Below are 17611 nucleotides of genomic sequence, written 5' to 3'. Positions count from 1 at the left end.
ACAAGCCATTCAATCACCGGGGCAAAGCTCTAGCACAAGCGAATGTCGCGCACCAGTATCGAACCCGAATTTTGACGGTGGATGCACGCCATCTAAGGGCCATAATTGATTGATCCGCACAGGGAACAAAAAATCGCGCAATTTCCTTTTGACAAGGCGTCAACAAGATGGCAATTGGGCGTCTTGGACATGATGATACGCGCGGCGTTGCCGCATATTGCGCTTAACAGCCATACTCTTCGAAAATAACGGTAATTAAGAGGGTTTGCCGTAATGTCAGCACGCGGTAAGAAACGTCACTGCCTCGCCTGTGGTACCAAATATTACGATCTGAATCGTACCCCGGTCGTTTGCCCAAAATGCGGTGCACCAGATGGTGTCACCAAGGTCAAGAAAGCCGCAGTTGCCAAACCGGCACCGGAAGAAGACGAAGACGTCGATGACGTTAGCGATCTTGATGATGATGATGTCGAAGATGTCGATGACGATCTTCTCGTAGACGCTTCTGATCTCGGCGAAGACGACGACGATCTTGGCGAAGTCTATGAGCATGTCGATTCAGACGACGACGACAGCTAAGATTTTTTCAAAATAGGTCTTGCCAACATTTGGCGAACCTTCTAAATATGCGCCGCGCCGCGAGGCTTACGAATGTAAAGCTTGCGACGCGGACAAAGTGGGGCCGTAGCTCAGTTGGGAGAGCGCTACAATGGCATTGTAGAGGTCGTCAGTTCGATCCTGATCGGCTCCACCATTCAAAACCCGTTGCCTTTGGCGACGGGTTTTGTCGTTTCAGCTCCATCTGGAACGTCATGTGATCGCGATATCCCCCCATGGCAGAAAAGACGATGATGCCCTAACATGGGCACTTGATCCATTTGCGCGGGTCCAGCCAACAAGATTTGGCCAGATCACAGCCCCAATCATCATACAGGGAGAATACAATGCCCAAAGTTTGGACCGTTTATTTGTCGGGCGAAATTCATAGCGACTGGCGTGAGCGTATTACCGCTGGCGTTAAAGAAGCCGACTTACCCGTCGAATTGGTCGCCCCGATCACGGTGCATGAGGATTCTGATGATTGCGGGGTCGCCGTTTTTGGCAAAGAGGAAAACAAGTTCTGGCATGATCGCAAAGGCGCGCAGTTAAATGCCATGCGCACCAAGACATTGCTGGCTGGTTCAGATATCGCAATCATCCGCTTTGGCGAGAAATACAAGCAATGGAACGCTGCCTTTGATGCCGGCCAAGCCGCCGCACTTGGGATCCCCTATATTACGCTTCATCCGACCGAGCATGACCACGCGCTAAAAGAAATCGACGGTGCAGCCAATGGTGTGGCCCGCGAACCAGAACAGGTTGTTGCGGCACTCGCCTATATCATCCGTGGCGACATGCCCAAGGCGTAAAGATTGCTGCGCGCTTCCCCTAATTCTGGGATCGCAAAACCGCACATACGATTAAACCCGTTGCACTTGGCAACGGGTTTTGTTTTCGCAAAGTTTATTGGAACTGCATCGCGCCTGACATCGCACGCGCTTAGATTTGCTGCATCAGTGAAGGGTTGGCACCGGCGGCGTTTCACGATCAGGGATCGGCATAAGGCGTTTGGTCCCGGTCTGCAATTTATGAACAGCACGGGCGACAATCATGCGGCCTTCGACCGCGGTTCCCTTTTCCTGACGCAAGGTGCCAAGCGCATCAGAAACGACTTCAAAACCACATTCCGCAATCCATTCGGTGATGGCGCGCGTGTGGTGACGGAAACGCTGCCCCGGACCAAGGTCATAAGGAAACGCTTCGCCGTGTTCGATGCTAAAGGCCAGCAATCCACCTGGTTTAAGACGCGCATGAGCCGCCTGCAATGCCGGGGCTAAATCGCCCAGATAATTCATCACATCGGCGGCAACGATCAGACCATAATCCGTGCCCAGACTATCGGGCATGTCGGTGATATCCCCCGCGACCAAGGTCCGATAAAGGCCCTTGGCCTTTGCGCGGTTAATCATGCGCGGGGACAGATCGATACCGTCAATCGCACCGACAGCGCCGCCAAATACCTCGGCAACCAAACCAGTGCCGCAACCAAGATCAAGAACCTCAATCGGGGCCGTCAGGGCGGCGAGCTGTTCACGGACAGCTTCAAATAACAGTTCCGGTCCACGATAAGACAAGCGATCGCGCAGACTGTTTTCAAAGCGCGGCGCGTAATCATCAAACAGGGCACGGACATAATCGGGCGGCAGGCGATCGCGCATGGCCGCGGCACCCAGCAAGGTTAGGCGAACCTCACCGCCCATGCGGTCAATCGGATCAAGGATCAGATATTGGCGATACGCTTCGATCGCGTTTTCATTGTCGCCAGCGCGCTCATAAATGTCGCCTACCGTAAAGTGGGCTTCGTCCCAACTGTTATCAGCTTCAAGCGCCGCACGTGCGACATCAATAGCAGCGGTGTAATCGCCCTCGGCGACAAGTGCCAAGGCAATATCAAGTCGGCGGCTGGCCAACACACGATCTGTGCTCATCTGTTTTTGAAATCCGAAAAGACCGCCGCAGGATGCAGGCGGAAATATAACGTTGTGTCGCTATATCCGCCAATTTTCGAACTTTGGCAAGATAGGTAATGACGCGGCGGTTAAAGTTATTCGTCATTATTCACGCCACAACACGCAACTTTGGCCGACACGGCGCCAAAATCGCCTTTGGCATTGATTATTTTAATATGTGCGAATATTTTAACATACATAATATGCAAATCAGATATCAAGGGATATCAATATGGAAAACTTCACCCCTGTTTCGGCGCTGATCGGCGGCGGGCTGATCGGTTTGGCATCGGGCATGTATCTTCTGCTAAATGGCCGCATTGCGGGGATCAGCGGCATCATTGGCGGGTTATTTGGCCGCAATGGCACGGGTTCAGCAATATTTGAACGACTTGCCTTCATCATCGGACTGATCGCCGGACCGCTTGTTTTAATGACGACCACGTCGATTTCGGTCAGCAGTGTCGTCACCAGCCCTATGCCAGTGATCGTCATCGGCGGCCTTTTGGTTGGTTTTGGCACGACCCTTGGCAGCGGCTGCACCAGCGGACACGGGATTTGCGGTTTGTCGCGGCTTTCCATGCGTTCACTTGTTGCGACCTTATCGTTTATGGCCGCGGGCTTTATCACGGTGCTGTTCACCCGCCATCTGATTGGGGGTCTATGATGCGTATTCTTGTTTCCCTGATCTGCGGGACGATATTTGGCGCGGGACTGTATATTTCGGGCATGATCGACCCGCAAAAGGTTCTGGGGTTTTTGGATATCTGGGCGATTACCAATGGCGGTTGGGATCCAAGTCTGGCCCTTGTCATGGCCGGCGGATTACTGGTTGCTATGCCGATCATTCAATTTGCCAAAAATCGCCGTGAACCGGTTTGTGGCGGGGAAATGGCCCTTCCAACCAATCACAAAATCACCCGCAAACTGATCCTTGGCGGTCTCATGTTTGGGACCGGTTGGGGGCTTGTGGGATATTGTCCGGGGCCTGCCATCAGTGCACTGGCATTTGGCCAAATCGATACAGTTATTTTCGTAGTCGCAATGTTAGTCGGCATGATGGTGTGTAAATTCAGCCGTTTGGCTTGATTTTTCGAATAGATCAAGATCAACACCCAGCCCCAACAACCGCAGCCCATTCAACGGTCGCGGGCTAAATCCGGGCGGTTTCGCATTTCTGGTTAAAAATTGTCTGAAATCTCGCAGGACCGGGCTTGTCTTTGGCGTTAAAATCTCATACCTGCAGATCAATGCAGAATTGATGACACGTTTATCCATTCCGCCCCACATGACGCCAAAGAAGGTTTCCAAATGAAAATCGGCATCCTTGAAACCGGACTGACACCGGAAAATCTCCGCGATGAATTCAAAAGCTATCCCAGCATGTTTGAATCCCTTCTTGGTGCGGTTGACCCCAGCCTGACATTTGAAACTTGGACCGTACTGCAAGACCAATTCCCGGCGTCGATTAACGATGCGGATGGTTGGATCATCACCGGGTCCAAACACGGCGTTTATGAAAATGCCCCGTGGATGATCGAATTGCAGCAATTCCTGCGCGATGCCGTATCCGCCAAATTACCGGTATTTGGCGTTTGCTTTGGCCATCAAATTTTGGCAACCGCCTTGGGTGGGAAAGTCGTTAAATCCGACAAGGGATGGGGTGTTGGCGTTCATGAATACACCGTCACCAAAAGCACACCAGATTGGCTTGCCGATGGCGGGCCGACCCTTCGCATTAACGCGTTCCATCAGGATCAGGTCGTCGAACTGCCCGAAGGCGCGACCGTGTGGGCCAGTTCGGATTTCTGCCCCTATGCCGGTTTGCAATATGGCGAAAACGCCGCATCGATCCAGCCGCACCCGGAATTTGCCCGCCCTTACGAGCTGGCCCTTTTGGAATCGCGTGCCGATTTGATGCCCGAAGACGTATACAGCAAGGCGATGCAGTCGCTTGATACGCCGGTCACAAGCCCGGAATTTGCCAAATCAATTGTCAAATTCATGACCAGCAAGCGGGCACAAAAAGCAGCCTAAGCACCGTTCGTCATATACCGTTATGATTCAAAGCCATCAGCATTGTCTGGTGGCTTTTTTCATGGCGATATCATCACAACCTTTTATCAACTAAAAGCCGTGCATAATGTCGCGAAATTTATGCGGTGATGCGTGACCATAACACGACAACACCGCCCAAAATACGCCGTTAAACCAAGCACATATAACGTCATATAACAAAGACGAGCACCCGCAAGATGATCCAGAACCTGCGTCTGTATTCAGGACTGACACTGTTTGCCTATGTCCTGACCCATTTGCTTAATCACGCAGCGGGGATCGTTTCGCCGGAATTCATGGAAACGGCGGCAAATTACACGACGGAACTTTGGCAGTTTCCGCCGCTTGAAATTTTGCTTTTGGTGGCGCTGATTACCCATTTCCTGCTCGCAACAGCACGGTTAACCAGCCGCCGATCGCTCCGCCTTCGTAAATCGGAATGGGCGCAGATGATCTTGGGGCTGTGCATTCCGTTTTTGTTGTTTCGCCATATCATCGCAACCCGGGTCGTTGATCTCGGGTTCAATGTTGATCCCGCCTACGAGCGGGTTTTGCTTGATCTTGCGGTGTTTTTGCCAAGTCAGGGATTGTTGCAGGCCATCACCATCATTGTGGTTTGGACCCACGGCTGTATCGGTATTTATTTCTGGTTACGGGTCAAACCGTTCTTTCCCAAATGGCGCAACGTACTGGGTACGCTTGCCATTTTGATCCCGACCCTGGCCCTTGCCGGATATGGCGCAGCCGCAGCCGAAATTATGCGTCGGGTCGATGAAGGTGGGCGCAAATATGTGTTTGGCGTGCTTGATGCGGCCAATGTGAATGATGCGGCGGTAGCCTTTTATGAAAAGGCACTGGTGCCGTGCATGATCGCTGCGATCTTGTTGGCCTTGGCCCCGTTTGTTGTACGCCAAGTGCGCCAGACATTTGATCGGGTCAAGCGCGGACCCATCTTGAACCTGCCCAATGGCCGCACTGTGCGGGTCGCCCCCGGTGCCACCGCGCTTGAAGCATTGCGCGATGCCGGCATTCCGATGGCATCGGTATGCGGCGGTCATGGACGGTGCACAACATGTCGGCTTCATTGCGGATCTGGTTTGGATCAATTGGCGGCACCCGGCCCGATTGAACATGCCGCGCTTAAAAGTATCGGGGCACCGAACGGCATGCGTCTGGCGTGTCAAATCCGTCCGCAAAATGATTTGGCGGTGGCGCCGTTATTGCCGCCAAACGCATCGGCCCGCGATGGTCGACGCCCGGGTGGCCTTTCGGGCAGCGAACGCCAAGTCGTTTCAATGTTTGTCGATTTGCGCGACTCGACCCGTCTGGGCGAGATGAAAATGCCCTATGATGTGTTGTTCATCCTCAATCAATTTTTCGCCGAAATGACCGAGGCACTGCGCAGCACCGGTGGGTTTTATGCGCAGTTCACAGGCGATGGCTTAATGGCGCTTTATGGACATCAAAGCGACGATACAGAACGCATGATTTTAAATGCGTTTGAGGGTGCAGCAGAAATGCTGCGCCGGATTGACGCCTTAAATGAGCATCTTAAATCCGAACTTCCCCATACCTTGCGGATCGGGATTGGCATGCATATGGGCAAGGCAATCGTTGGGGAAATGGGCCCACCCGGCCACGAAAATATCAGTGCGATTGGCGATACCATTAATACCGCCGCCCGCCTTGAAGCCCAGACCAAGGGACATGGTGTGCCGTTGGTGATTTCAAAAACCTTGTTCGACCATGGCCCGATTCCCCTGCCCGATTACGCGGTCCTGCACGAAGTAGCCTTGCGCGGGAAGGATCGGTCGGTTGCTTATTACGCGCTTGAAACCATGCCCGACCTGACGGGGGCGATGGCAGGTACTGACCAAAAGCCAGCAATGGCAACCTAAACGCCGATATCGCCCGGTTTTAATGGCGCTTTGACAACGGATTTACACAGGCAACACTTGACTATCCCTGTCAAAACCACATTTATTCGGGTATAAAGTATTATCGTTTGGTGCCGATGTGATCGGGCCAGACAAACAGACGCCCAAAACGCATTCCGCGTGGGGTCTGACTACTAATCACACTCGCTCTGACGGAGGAGGTGCTGCAAATGTCGCGAATTTCCATGTTCAACAGCCCACTATTACTGGGTTTTGATCAAATTGAACGGGTTCTCGATCAGGTTTCGAAAACCAAGGCGGAAGGCTATCCGCCCTATAACATCGAACAGTTTGGCGAAAACAAACTGCGCATCACGGTCGCAGTTGCCGGTTTCGCCGAGGACGATTTGTCCGTAACCACAGAAGACAACCAGCTCATTATTCGTGGCAAACACGGCGAAGATGACAATGAGCGTATCTATATCCACCGTGGCATCGCGTCACGACAGTTCCAGCGTTCCTTTGTGCTGGCAGAAGGCATAGAGGTTGTCGGTGCACATTTGGATAACGGATTGCTTCATGTCGATTTGAACCGTCCAATTCCAGAACCGGTCGTGCGTGAAATCGCCATTGGGTCAAACAAAAACAAAGCCGTGTCATCCAAGACAATCGATATGAAAGTCGATGACGAGGACAGCACCGCAGCCAACAAAAGCAGCGATGCCTAATAAGGAGTGGTTCAAATGACAGACCGCACAGCACAGCTCAGCCCGAAAACCACCCCACGCGGGGCACAAGACACCGGGCTGTTGTCAAACGTTGATTTTGCCATGCTTGGCATTCACGATTTCGCCTATGTGCGCGAAGTGCCAAATGCCGAAGAAGACAAAGACGAACTGGTCTTTGGCGTCTTCACCGCCGATGGCACCCACATTGCGTCCTTTGACAGCCAGGCCATTGCCCATGCTGCCATTCGTCAGCACGATATGGAACCACGCGCAGTCCATTAAGGGCGACGCAAAAGATCGCATCAAACACGGCAGCAATGCCCGAATTTGGTGCGATAAAATTGATCCGGGAAAGGCAGCCATTGGGCTGCCTTTTATCGTATGAATGCCCTATGTTTTATCGGATTTCGATGACTTCGCCTGGCACGGCAATGCGCACTTGGGTGTTGTGGGCCAGCATGCGGGCCATATCGGACCGTGCGTCACGCTTAATGTGATACAGCCAAAACCGGGCCCCGGGCATATCGGACGCCAATTGCATCACCGTTTCAAGATCACAATGGGCCGCATGTTGCGGATCATGTTTTGGCAAATAGGTTTCCTGAAACACAAGGTCGGCACCGGTAAAGAGCGCCGCGGTTTCCGCCGTAACATTCCCATCCCCGGAATAGGCAAATCCCTTGCCCGCGAAGCGCAGCAAAATCGCATGGTTCTGAACACTATGATCAGATCGGCCAAAACGGCATTCAAACGGGCCGATGGTGCTGGTATCCGCAATCGAATGCCAAATCACTTCAAACGGCCATGCCGAGCCCAAACCGGTAAAGCCAAGCACCATCAGCTGTTCAAGATGGCTGCGCAATTGCGGTGAACACAGGATATGCAATGGTTTTGATCGGCCATCGTCGCGCCAATTCAACATGACAGGCACAAGACCGAAAATATGGTCGGGATGCATATGGGTAAAATAAATGGCGTCGATGGCATCAGGATCGGGGAATTTCGCCATGACCAAACCGGGGACCGTTGCCCCACAATCAATCAAAATGCGGTAGCCGTCAGCCGTAACAACGACAGACGAGTTTGCGTAATAAGGGTCAAAGGCCTCGCCCACGCCCAACACATCAATCCGCAGATGGTCACTTGCCATTGCTTTTACCGTCCATTCCCACTTCGGCACTCAAAGCATCTTAATCGAAGGATATTTTTGCGACTTACACGCAAACAACGCAAGCGGTTCTGAAAATCCACCTGCAATCGTCTTCAAACTGTCATAGGAACGTAAAAAGGATGGAACAGCTGTTCCATCCTTTGTTTTTGCAAACTGATTTAAGGTTTTTGTTTTAGCGTGGTGTCACTCAGCCAATGGTTCACGACATTACTGCGTTAGAACTTCGGCGGCCTCTCGGGTTTTATTCACCGATGCGGCGACTTCGTCGCTGGTTGACCGGATGGACGCCAGATTACGTGTCAGTTCTTCGACGGTGCCGGCCATGTCGCGCATATTCGCACTCACCCCGCCGGTCACCGCTGTTTGTTCTGCCACCGCAGATGAAATGTTGGTCACATCATCGCGCACGGTTTCAACCGAACTTCGAATGGTCTGAAGCGCGGTTACAACTTCGGCTGAAATCGACTGAATGCCTGAAATTTCCTGGGAAATATCCTCGGTCGCGCGGGCGGCCTGATTGGCAAGGTTTTTGACCTCGTTGGCAACCACGGCGAATCCTTTGCCCGCTTCGCCGGCACGCGCACTTTCAATCGTGGCATTCAATGCCAACAGATTGATCTGACCGGCAATATTGCGAATAACCTCAACAATGCTGCCCATCTGATCGACCACGGTTGCCATACGTTCCGTCATTTCATTGGCGGTTTCGGTTTGACCAAAAGCCCGTTCGGTTTCGACTTGCGACTGAGTCATGCTGCGCGAGATTTCAGAAATCGATGCGGCAAGTTGATCGGCACTGGCAGCGACTTCGTGGGTGATCGACATGGTGTTATTCGAAACATCGACGCTTTCGGACGTGCGCAGATTAAGATTGGCAATATTGCCATCAATCTCGGCAAAGTTTCCGTCGATCATTTTCTTAAGATCCAGCAGAAGCTTGATTTTCTCGGTGATGTCGGTGGCAAACTTCACCACCTTCAGCGGATTACCAACTGCATCAAGCACCGGGTTATAGGTGGCTTCGATCCAGACCTCTTTTCCGCCCTTGCCCACACGCATAAACTGACCGGCTTGGAATTTCCCTTGATTAAGGTTCTGCCAAAACGCGCGGTATTCCGATGAGTTTCGGTCTTCTTTGGACACAAAGATGCTGTGATGCTTGCCTTTGATCTCATCAAGGCGATACCCCATCACCGCCAGGAAGTTTTCGTTGGCGTTCAGGATTTTGCCTTCAAGATCAAATTCAATCACCGCCTGCGATGAACTGATTGCTTCGAATACACTTTGCAGCAACGCACGTTCATTCCGTCGTTCGGTAATATCGCTGGCGAATTTAACGACTTTAAACACCTGTCCCTTGGCATCGACGACCGGGTTATAGGTCGATTCCAGCCACAACACCCCCCCGTCTTTACGCTTGCGCGGAAAGGCACCGCTGGCAAATTCCCCATTAGCGAGCTTTTTCCAAAACGATTTATATTCTGCCGAACTTACAAACTGTTCAGGCACAAATAATGAGTGATGCTTGCCGATCAGCTCATGGCGTTCATAACCCATGATTTTGAGGAAGTTGTCATTGGCATCAAGTATTTTGCCATGAACATCAAATTCGATACGCGCCATGGAACGAGTCAACGCGGCGGCGACCTGTAGTTCCGCCTGTGCATTTTTATTGTTCTTAAAAAATCCAAAAGCCACGTTGAAATACCTCAATCATGTATCGTTAAACAAAGTGTCCAGCCGATCCTTAAAAAAAGATCAGGCACAAGTACCGCACAGCGTACAGACATCCAATTATGCGCAGGCAACAAGGCCCGGACCTAAAGATGCCCAAACATGGTGCTATCGGTTACAGAGGGAAATTTTGTACTCAGAGAAAAGCGTGTTTTTCGACCGGTGAAATCGGATTTAAGCGCTGAAAACGCGCGCTCTCACACGTACTTCTTGATCGATCCAATAGCCGCCTTGGTTTTTCCAAGATGACTTGGCGCATTCTGCCATTTAAAGGCACTCTTGAGACGCTATATCACACCGTTATTTTTATAGTCGCAGCTCGATACGGCATGAAGCGCTTCGCGGATCACACCGACTTATGCTTTTCGGCAATAATTCTTCAGTAAATTCACAGCACAATATACGGACGCATACATCAGTGGCGCTGGCCCAATATTATGACCGCGCCAAAACACGATCACCTGAAAGAAAAATGCGCTCAGACAACGGCAGCTTCGCCGCCTATTTGAAATGACAAATACGCCAACGCGTTAACGCCCGTGCATTATGCCGGCCATTTGACGATATAACGGGTTAGGTCAGGATGTGCTTCATCTTCGGGAATGCACATCCCTTGCACCGACATGCCGGCCTTGATGGCGGAATTTGGATCGCCGGTAATCAGCGGATGCCAATCGGCAAGTCCTTTGCCTTCTGACAACAAACGATAGGCACAGGTGGATGGCATCCAGCCCAATGTTTCGACATTTTCCTTGGAAAGCTGGACGCAATCGGGAACATGCTGTGTCCGGTTTGGATAATCCTTACAACGGCAAGAGTCGCAATCAAGCAATCGACACGCGACCGACGTGTAATAGACCGCATCATCATACTCGTCCTGAAGCTTGTGCAAGCAGCATTTCCCGCATCCATCGCACACCGATTCCCATTCTTGTTGGGTCATCTCGGAAAGTTTTTTAACTTCCCAAAACGGTTTTTCGGGGCGTGCGGCAGTATCTTTATCGGTCATTTTCTCTCTCGCTTGGGCCACCTTTAAACGTGGCGGCGTCCAAGTATATTGAATGTCGTGCGGGCTTCATCAAGGAACCCCTGCCTATCACATCAAAGGGCCGTGCCCTTAGAAAAAAGACACACTGAACCGCAAAATGGAAACGAGACAGCCAAACTAGGCGTCTTCTGGCCGGGCCGAAATCACATGGAAAAACGAACCAAAGACAGTCCCATGCATCAGCCCTGCCGTACCAAGGTCATCACCCATGGCATTTTTCATATGGCAAAATGGCGAACCGTTTTCTGACAGTGTGCTGGCGTAATGAAATTCATGGCCGCGTACAACTGTGCCTGCGGGGCCAAATGGTGTGGCCTGCGCCAAGCTTGCCTGCCGATAACCAAGATGAAGCTTGCGCGCAGCAAAACTGGTTTCGACCGCCAAAAGCCCCAGCATTTCATAGCGGTCGCCATTGGCATCAATCAGGGACTCGCCCAACACCATATAGCCCCCGCATTCGCCGTAAATCGTAACACCGTTTTGGGCGGCAGTTCGCATTGCGGCTTTAAACTGGGATGCGTCTGCCAGTTCGGCGGCAAAAAGTTCAGGATATCCCCCCGGCAGATAAATCGCGTCCGCCGTCGGATCGGGGACCTCGTCATTTAGCGGGGAAAAGAACGAAAGTGTTGCACCGGCGCGCGCCCAGCCATCAAGCAGATGGCGATAGGCAAAGGCAAACGCCGTATCACGCGCAATGGCAATATGCTGCCCCAACGGCGAAATATCCGCCGATTGCCCCATGGGCGTTGGTTCATTCGCTGTGCTTTGCGTCATCAGTGATGATTGGGACGAAACCAACTGCGCAAAAGCCTTAAGATCGACGTCTTGGGCGATGATATCGGCTGCCCGATCCAGAAAATCATCCAGCTTGCGATGTTCGCCAGCCTGTACAAGACCAAGATGGCGTTCAGGTAGGGTTAAATCAGCACTGCGGCGCACCGCACCGATGACGGGAATGTCTGGCAGGTGTTTGGCACAGGCATCCATAATCATCTGTTTGTGGCGGTCACTGCCCACCCGGTTCAGGATCACACCAGCAATGCGGGTATCAGCCCGAAACGTGGCAAAGCCGGAAATAAGCGCCGCGGCGGACGCCGATTGCCCTTTGACATCTACCACCAAAACAACCGGCCAATTCATCATCGCCGCCAAATCGGCCGTCGATCCGATGCCGTTTGCCGCCCCGTCAAAAAGGCCCATCACCCCTTCGCAGACCATAAACGCGTTTGCATCGCGCTGATCGGCAAGTTGCCGGGCAACAAGTGTCTGGATTTGGTCGCGGTCCATCGCCCAGGAATCAAGATTGATGCAGCTTGCCCCACAGGCCGCCGCCTGAAAGGCCGGATCAATATAATCAGGACCGGTTTTGGCCGCGGCAACCGCAACACCGCTACGTTTTAAGGCACGCAGCAGGGCCAAGGTGATCACGGTTTTACCGCTGTTCGATGACGGGGCCGCGATCACAATACCGCGTGGGCTGGGCGCGCCAGATGTGCCGGATGCTTTGTTATGCATTTAACATGTCTCCGACCTCTATCGCGCCCACCTGACTTGGCCGGACCATAACCTGGCCCAGCTTGATTTGGCCCCGTCTCATTTAAATCAGCCGCGCTTTTCCACAGCCTCGGTAACGCCCTTGGCCATGTCTTCAGGGGGCGTGCCATAGTTAAAGTGGCGAATAAAGGCCCCGTCACGGTCCATCAGATACACAAAGGATGAATGATCCATCAGATAGGAATCTGTATCTTCGGGCTCACCATCCGGGATCGATTTGGCGTAATACACACGATACGCCTTGGCCGCAGCAGATGTCTGGGCAACCGTACCTGTCAGGCCAACCATGCGTTCGTGGAAATGCGGCACATAGGCGCCCATCGCACCAATCGTGTCACGCTCCGGATCAACAGAGATAAAGATCGGCGTGACTTCCTTGGCGATGTCTTCTGGCATGATATCCAAGGCCGTGCCCATGACCTGCAATTCGGTCGGGCAAACATCCGGACAGAATGTATAGCCGAAATAGACCAGCATATATTTTCCGGCGAAATCCTTTTCGGTGACAGTATCGCCGTTCTGAGTAACCAGTTCGAACGGCCCGCCAATGGAACCGGCACCAGATGATTGGGTTTCGGTTCCCATCATCATCAGCCGATAGGTCAACCCGATGCCCAGAACCAGCGCAATTGCCAGAATAGCCAAAAGCGTCTTTTTGCTCATGCGCCCACCTCTTTACGTGTATTTGTCGATGGCCTGTGTCAGGCCAATCAAGTGTGAAAACTGTGCGGGCACTATAGATGCCCATTGTAATCATGCAAGTATCGCAGATGTGCGACAGCTCACACTTGCGCAACCCGACGTGAATTTTTTGAAATCATCGAACGACAGACCACTAGGTCAACGATTGTGATGCCATAACAAAAAGGATGAGCGCATTAACAATCATCAATCCCCGCCCAACCGGCACCATCAAGGCCCGGAACCGCCCGGCGGCATATTGGCCGACAAAGCCGGTAACAAACATCATCGGCACCGTGCCCAGCCCAAAAACCATCATGACCAATGCACCGCTGATCATTGCGCCGGATGCGGCGGCCAGAACCAGCGCACCATAAATCAAACCACACGGGATAAAGCCCAGCATCACGCCAAGCAGATACCCGCGCAGTCCAAACGGGGCGGCAAAAAGCGGACGCAACCAATCGCCAAACGTGTTGTTCCACCAAGATGTTATTTTTTGATTTGCGGACGTTTTCCCGGACTGCTTTTGACCAGACCGCTGGGGAAATAAGCCCCCTAAATGCGGGACGATGCCCATCACCCCGAACACCAAAAAGAACAGCCCGGCCAGAATCAACAGAACCGGCCCAATCCACCAAACTTCGACCAGTACCGAAACACTATCGGCAAAGAATCCCGCCAATGCGCCCAGAAGGCTATAGGTGGTTAATCGGCCAAATTGATAAGGCAGCAAAGCCGCCCCTGTCAGGCGACGAAACTCGCTCATTTTCTCAAGCGGAAGCTGTTCCATCCGGCTTGTGACCTGACTGATCACAAACGGGCCACACATGCCAACACAATGGGTGACACTGCCAACCAATCCTGCAATCAACGCCGTCGCAAAAACCCCGCCATCATCCTGTAGGATTTCCGCACATTGTGCCCAGCCGCTTTCAAGGATGCGGATCAATACTTGTTGTTCGTCCATGATCCATCCCGGTTCATTCGATGGATATGATTGTGACCATCAAAGAGGGCCCTAACAACGATATAAATCAATTGCCTTGGGAATTGCGTTAAAGGAAATGCCGCGCGCCATGCCTCTTAGGCTTTTATCGGATCAGCCGGGGTGGAGATCAGGTCAAGGATTTGCTCAAACGGGATGCTGCGCACTTCTTTGACGTCATCTTGGGGCGACAACCAATTCAAACGATCGCGCATGCTGACCACCTTACCCAGAATACAAACCGCCGGTGGTTCAACCCCGGCACGTTCGACGTCATCGGCCGCGTTGGCAAGGGTGGTAATCAAAATACCCTGATCTGGCGTGGTGGCCTGATTAATCACCGCCAGCGGCTCATCGCCAGACCGGCCATTGGCCATCAGCTCGGCCGATATCCGGCGCAAATGTTTCATCGCCATATACATCACCAACACGGGCGATCCTTGCGCCAAGGCCCCCCAGTTGATGTTATCAGGCACATCCCCGCTGGACCCGTGCCCGGTAACAAATGTCACCGACGCATTGCAATCGCGATGGGTTGTCGGAATACCCGCATAAGCCGCACCGGCAATCCCGGCGGTAATGCCCGGCACCACCCGAAACGGCACATTATGATCGACAAGGGTCATGCCTTCTTCGCCGCCGCGTCCAAAAACAAACGGGTCGCCGCCCTTAAGGCGCAACACACGCAGATTCTTTTTGGCATATTCAACAAGCTGCAACGAAATATCGGTTTGCTTGGATGACGGGCGCCCACCACGTTTACCGGCATAAATGCGTTCTGCATCGGGTCGCAACAGGTTCAGAATCCGGTCATCAACCAGCGCGTCATAGACAACGACATCCGCCTGTTGCATGGCATTGACAGCATGAAGGGTCAGCAAGCCCGGATCACCCGGACCCGCACCAACAAGCCAAACCCAACCCGGTTCAAAAACCGGAAAATCAAGACCCAGAGAAGTCATCGCGCATTACTTTTGTTCAAGGTATCGTGGCCCATCTGTGCAGGACCATCGCAAGAGGATATGTTAAACAACAATCAAACGATACGTCCAACATATTTCCGAATAATTATCGTATTATTTAAAATACAACACAGAAAAATATGTTTAATAGAAAAATTCTGTTCGCAGCAAAGGCTGCCCGTGCCATCAATAAAGGGTACGGTGACGTGATTAACAGGAAAAAATCCCACTAATGGCAAGAAAACCGGATGGACCGCTGCGCAAAGGATGGACAACGGGGGCTTGTGCCACCGCAGCCACCCGTGCTGCGTGGCAGGCCATGCTTTCGGGTCAGTTTCCAAATCCGGTGACCATCACCCTGCCACGTGGTGAAACACCGTCCTTTGCCTTGATCAAGGCCGAAGCCGGCGATGGCTGGGCACGGGCCAGCGTGATCAAGGATGCTGGTGATGATCCTGATGTCACACATGGCGCAGAAGTCATCGCAACCCTGCGCCACGGCACACCGGGCAACGGCATTACGTTTCACGCCGGTGACGGGGTTGGGCGCATCACCAAACCGGGCCTTCCGTTGCCCGTGGGCGAACCGGCAATCAATCCAAAGCCGCGCGAAATGATGATTGGCCAAATTACCGAACTGGCCACAGAATTTGACGTGGCTGCCGATGTCGAAATTGAAATTTCCATTCCGGGCGGGCAAGAAATCGCCACCAAAACGTGGAACCCGCGCCTTGGCATTGTCGGGGGATTGTCGGTCCTTGGCACAACCGGGATCGTTATTCCGTTTAGCTGTGCGGCATGGATCCACTCGATCCACCGCGGCATTGACGTTGCGCGTGCCACCGGGCGCGTCCATGTTGCCGGTGCAACGGGCAAAACGTCCGAGGCCGCCATTCGCACATTTTATGACCTGCCCGACGAAGCCATCTTGGATATGGGTGATTTTGTCGGCGGGATGTTGAAATATCTGCGCAAAAATCCGGTCGCGCATATCAGCATCTGTGGGGGATTTGCCAAACTGGTCAAACTGGCCCAAGGGCATATTGACCTTCACAGCAGCCGGTCACAGGTCGATTTCGATAAACTGGCAGAAACGGTAAAACAATGCGGCGGCGACACCGCCCTTCAAGACGCGACCCGCACCGCCAATACCGCCAAGCAGGTGTTGGAACAATGCCAAGCAGAAAACGTTAATATACCAGAGCTCATTGCACGTCAGGCCAGCGAGGCCGCGCGTGCGACATTGGATGGGGCGTCTGCGGTCGAAATTGTCATTATCGACCGTGACGGAACAATCATCGCCCGCCACAGCCATGGCGATTTTGATCAGTTCCGCCCATCTATGACACAGTAGTAATGTGACCATCTTGCGATCTGTTTGCCCGAACAGACCCCGTAAAGCCCGATTTTGGGCCAAAAACCAAAAAGGTTATGATTTATGCCGCGTCCCCGATCTGCCACACGCCCGATGCACGTTCTTATTTTCGGGGGGACAGGGGATGCAAACCGAATAATCCACAGTCTTCAGCATGAATTTGGTCAAGACGTCCGATTGCAATTATCCCTTGCCGGGCGAACCAGCGCACCAAGCATCCCGGACGGAATCCCGGTGCGCATCGGCGGCTTTGGCGGGCCAGAAGGCATCATCGCCCATTTCAAAACCGAAAAAATCGATCTTGTGATTGATGCAACCCATCCCTATGCCACCGCGATATCGGCCAACATTGCCAAGGCATGCCATGCGGTTGCCATGCCCTGTATCCAGTATCATCGCCCCGCATGGGAACGCACCGACCAAGACAACTGGATCATGGTTCAATCCATCGAAGAAGCCGCCGCTGTTTTGCCCGATCACGGCACCCGTGCCCTGATCGCCAGTGGTGCCAAAAACCTGCATGCGTTTGAAGGACTTGAAAAAACGTGGCTTCTTGTGCGCACGATTGATGCGCCGCGCGATACGTTTGATCTGGCCTATGGGGAATGGATGTTCGCACGCGGGCCGTTTAGTGCGGACAACGAAATCGAACTGATTGAACGCAACGAGATCGATGTCATTGTCTGCAAAAACAGTGGTGGCAAAGCAACCTTTGGCAAAATCGAAGCCGCGCGTGCGTTAAATATCCCCGTCATCATGATCGCACGCCCCGGCGGGGAGCCGGTTTTGCAGGCGTCAGATACCGAAACGGTCGTTCAGAACGTGCAAAACTTCCTCGACGAACACTAAGCACCCGTTATCGGAAATTCAGTCCGCTGCTGACCCC

General features: G+C 52.8%; 18 protein-coding genes and 1 tRNA gene. 11 read left to right on the top strand and 8 right to left on the bottom strand.

The window, feature by feature from the left end; translation table 11 throughout:
• The first annotated feature begins 273 nt into the window (after positions 1 to 273).
• The 3 genes from HCZ99_RS04855 (at position 274) to HCZ99_RS04845 (ending at position 1409) form a co-directional block, all read left to right on the top strand.
• Positions 274 to 579: an FYDLN acid domain-containing protein gene (locus tag HCZ99_RS04855; protein ID WP_167445739.1), complete on the top strand. Its 306-nt coding sequence runs from the start codon at positions 274 to 276 to the stop codon at positions 577 to 579.
• Positions 580 to 678: 99 nt separating this feature from the next.
• Positions 679 to 754: transfer RNA gene (locus HCZ99_RS04850), tRNA-Ala, on the top strand.
• 190 nt (positions 755 to 944) lie between these two features.
• A complete protein-coding gene (locus tag HCZ99_RS04845; protein WP_167445737.1) occupies positions 945 to 1409 on the top strand; it encodes a YtoQ family protein in 465 nt (154 codons plus the stop codon).
• Between the two features lie 144 nt (positions 1410 to 1553).
• Here HCZ99_RS04845 and HCZ99_RS04840 read toward each other — a convergent pair whose 3' ends face one another.
• Positions 1554 to 2528: a class I SAM-dependent DNA methyltransferase gene (locus HCZ99_RS04840; protein ID WP_167445735.1), complete on the bottom strand. Its 975-nt coding sequence runs from the start codon at positions 2526 to 2528 to the stop codon at positions 1554 to 1556.
• A gap of 253 nt (positions 2529 to 2781) precedes the next feature.
• Here HCZ99_RS04840 and HCZ99_RS04835 point away from each other — a divergent pair, with 253 nt between their 5' ends.
• The 6 genes from HCZ99_RS04835 (at position 2782) to HCZ99_RS04810 (ending at position 7494) form a co-directional block, all read left to right on the top strand.
• Positions 2782 to 3216, top strand: coding sequence for a YeeE/YedE family protein (locus tag HCZ99_RS04835; RefSeq protein WP_167445733.1), 435 nt, complete (start codon positions 2782 to 2784; stop codon positions 3214 to 3216).
• Positions 3216 to 3638, top strand: a complete 423-nt coding sequence (locus HCZ99_RS04830) for a DUF6691 family protein (RefSeq protein WP_167445731.1) — start codon at positions 3216 to 3218, stop codon at positions 3636 to 3638. The genes HCZ99_RS04835 and HCZ99_RS04830 overlap by 1 nt, the downstream gene beginning before the upstream one ends.
• A 222-nt stretch (positions 3639 to 3860) precedes the next feature.
• Positions 3861 to 4586 (top strand): glutamine amidotransferase-related protein, encoded by a 726-nt coding sequence (locus HCZ99_RS04825; protein WP_167445729.1) that lies wholly within the window; start codon positions 3861 to 3863, stop codon positions 4584 to 4586.
• Between the two features lie 218 nt (positions 4587 to 4804).
• Positions 4805 to 6505 (top strand): adenylate/guanylate cyclase domain-containing protein, encoded by a 1701-nt coding sequence (locus HCZ99_RS04820; protein WP_167445727.1) that lies wholly within the window; start codon positions 4805 to 4807, stop codon positions 6503 to 6505.
• A 209-nt stretch (positions 6506 to 6714) separates the two neighbouring features.
• On the top strand, positions 6715 to 7212 hold the full coding sequence (locus tag HCZ99_RS04815) for an Hsp20 family protein (RefSeq protein WP_167445725.1): 498 nt from the start codon (positions 6715 to 6717) through the stop codon (positions 7210 to 7212).
• A 15-nt stretch (positions 7213 to 7227) separates the two neighbouring features.
• Positions 7228 to 7494 carry a DUF1150 family protein gene (locus tag HCZ99_RS04810; protein ID WP_167445724.1) on the top strand — a complete coding sequence of 89 codons (267 nt, stop codon included), beginning with the start codon at positions 7228 to 7230 and terminating at the stop codon, positions 7492 to 7494.
• Between the two features lie 115 nt (positions 7495 to 7609).
• Here the strand turns inward: HCZ99_RS04810 and HCZ99_RS04805 are convergent, their stop codons facing one another.
• The 7 genes from HCZ99_RS04805 to cobA form a co-directional block, all read right to left on the bottom strand.
• Complete coding sequence (locus HCZ99_RS04805) at positions 7610 to 8362, bottom strand: MBL fold metallo-hydrolase (RefSeq protein ID WP_167445723.1); 753 nt, start codon at positions 8360 to 8362, stop codon at positions 7610 to 7612.
• Positions 8363 to 8590: 228 nt separating this feature from the next.
• Positions 8591 to 10081, bottom strand: coding sequence for a PAS domain S-box protein (locus tag HCZ99_RS04800; protein ID WP_368484227.1), 1491 nt, complete (start codon positions 10079 to 10081; stop codon positions 8591 to 8593).
• Between the two features lie 580 nt (positions 10082 to 10661).
• Complete coding sequence (locus HCZ99_RS04795) at positions 10662 to 11126, bottom strand: YcgN family cysteine cluster protein (protein WP_167445722.1); 465 nt, start codon at positions 11124 to 11126, stop codon at positions 10662 to 10664.
• A gap of 156 nt (positions 11127 to 11282) precedes the next feature.
• Positions 11283 to 12680, bottom strand: coding sequence for a cobyrinate a,c-diamide synthase (locus HCZ99_RS04790; protein ID WP_167445720.1), 1398 nt, complete (start codon positions 12678 to 12680; stop codon positions 11283 to 11285).
• Positions 12681 to 12767: 87 nt separating this feature from the next.
• Positions 12768 to 13382, bottom strand: coding sequence for an SCO family protein (locus HCZ99_RS04785; RefSeq protein ID WP_167445718.1), 615 nt, complete (start codon positions 13380 to 13382; stop codon positions 12768 to 12770).
• A 172-nt stretch (positions 13383 to 13554) separates the two neighbouring features.
• Positions 13555 to 14370 carry a sulfite exporter TauE/SafE family protein gene (locus HCZ99_RS04780; RefSeq protein WP_167445716.1) on the bottom strand — a complete coding sequence of 272 codons (816 nt, stop codon included), beginning with the start codon at positions 14368 to 14370 and terminating at the stop codon, positions 13555 to 13557.
• 116 nt (positions 14371 to 14486) lie between these two features.
• Positions 14487 to 15350 carry a uroporphyrinogen-III C-methyltransferase gene (gene cobA, locus HCZ99_RS04775; protein WP_167445714.1) on the bottom strand — a complete coding sequence of 288 codons (864 nt, stop codon included), beginning with the start codon at positions 15348 to 15350 and terminating at the stop codon, positions 14487 to 14489.
• 232 nt (positions 15351 to 15582) lie between these two features.
• On the opposite strand from cobA, the gene HCZ99_RS04770 reads away from it, so the two are divergent.
• Both HCZ99_RS04770 and HCZ99_RS04765 read left to right on the top strand, forming a co-directional pair.
• Positions 15583 to 16704, top strand: a complete 1122-nt coding sequence (locus tag HCZ99_RS04770; RefSeq protein ID WP_167445712.1) for a cobalt-precorrin-5B (C(1))-methyltransferase — start codon at positions 15583 to 15585, stop codon at positions 16702 to 16704.
• Between the two features lie 84 nt (positions 16705 to 16788).
• A complete protein-coding gene (locus tag HCZ99_RS04765; RefSeq protein WP_167445710.1) occupies positions 16789 to 17574 on the top strand; it encodes a cobalt-precorrin-6A reductase in 786 nt (261 codons plus the stop codon).
• The last annotated feature ends 37 nt before the right edge of the window (positions 17575 to 17611 follow it).

It is taken from the genome of Thalassospira lucentensis, assembly GCF_011806425.1.
Lineage (GTDB): Bacteria > Pseudomonadota > Alphaproteobacteria > Rhodospirillales > Thalassospiraceae > Thalassospira > Thalassospira lucentensis_B.
Note: the sequence above shows the minus strand (reverse complement) of the source record. Positions and strands in the feature narration are given on the sequence as shown.

Coding starts and splice junctions, on each gene's coding strand:
- HCZ99_RS04855 (WP_167445739.1), top strand. CDS start 274: ATGTCAGCACGCGGTAAGAAACGTCACTGCCTCGCCTGTGGTACCAAA.
- HCZ99_RS04845 (WP_167445737.1), top strand. CDS start 945: ATGCCCAAAGTTTGGACCGTTTATTTGTCGGGCGAAATTCATAGCGAC.
- HCZ99_RS04840 (WP_167445735.1), bottom strand. CDS start 2,528: ATGAGCACAGATCGTGTGTTGGCCAGCCGCCGACTTGATATTGCCTTG.
- HCZ99_RS04835 (WP_167445733.1), top strand. CDS start 2,782: ATGGAAAACTTCACCCCTGTTTCGGCGCTGATCGGCGGCGGGCTGATC.
- HCZ99_RS04830 (WP_167445731.1), top strand. CDS start 3,216: ATGCGTATTCTTGTTTCCCTGATCTGCGGGACGATATTTGGCGCGGGA.
- HCZ99_RS04825 (WP_167445729.1), top strand. CDS start 3,861: ATGAAAATCGGCATCCTTGAAACCGGACTGACACCGGAAAATCTCCGC.
- HCZ99_RS04820 (WP_167445727.1), top strand. CDS start 4,805: ATGATCCAGAACCTGCGTCTGTATTCAGGACTGACACTGTTTGCCTAT.
- HCZ99_RS04815 (WP_167445725.1), top strand. CDS start 6,715: ATGTCGCGAATTTCCATGTTCAACAGCCCACTATTACTGGGTTTTGAT.
- HCZ99_RS04810 (WP_167445724.1), top strand. CDS start 7,228: ATGACAGACCGCACAGCACAGCTCAGCCCGAAAACCACCCCACGCGGG.
- HCZ99_RS04805 (WP_167445723.1), bottom strand. CDS start 8,362: ATGGCAAGTGACCATCTGCGGATTGATGTGTTGGGCGTGGGCGAGGCC.
- HCZ99_RS04795 (WP_167445722.1), bottom strand. CDS start 11,126: ATGACCGATAAAGATACTGCCGCACGCCCCGAAAAACCGTTTTGGGAA.
- HCZ99_RS04790 (WP_167445720.1), bottom strand. CDS start 12,680: ATGCATAACAAAGCATCCGGCACATCTGGCGCGCCCAGCCCACGCGGT.
- HCZ99_RS04785 (WP_167445718.1), bottom strand. CDS start 13,382: ATGAGCAAAAAGACGCTTTTGGCTATTCTGGCAATTGCGCTGGTTCTG.
- HCZ99_RS04780 (WP_167445716.1), bottom strand. CDS start 14,370: ATGGACGAACAACAAGTATTGATCCGCATCCTTGAAAGCGGCTGGGCA.
- cobA (WP_167445714.1), bottom strand. CDS start 15,350: ATGACTTCTCTGGGTCTTGATTTTCCGGTTTTTGAACCGGGTTGGGTT.
- HCZ99_RS04770 (WP_167445712.1), top strand. CDS start 15,583: ATGGCAAGAAAACCGGATGGACCGCTGCGCAAAGGATGGACAACGGGG.
- HCZ99_RS04765 (WP_167445710.1), top strand. CDS start 16,789: ATGCCGCGTCCCCGATCTGCCACACGCCCGATGCACGTTCTTATTTTC.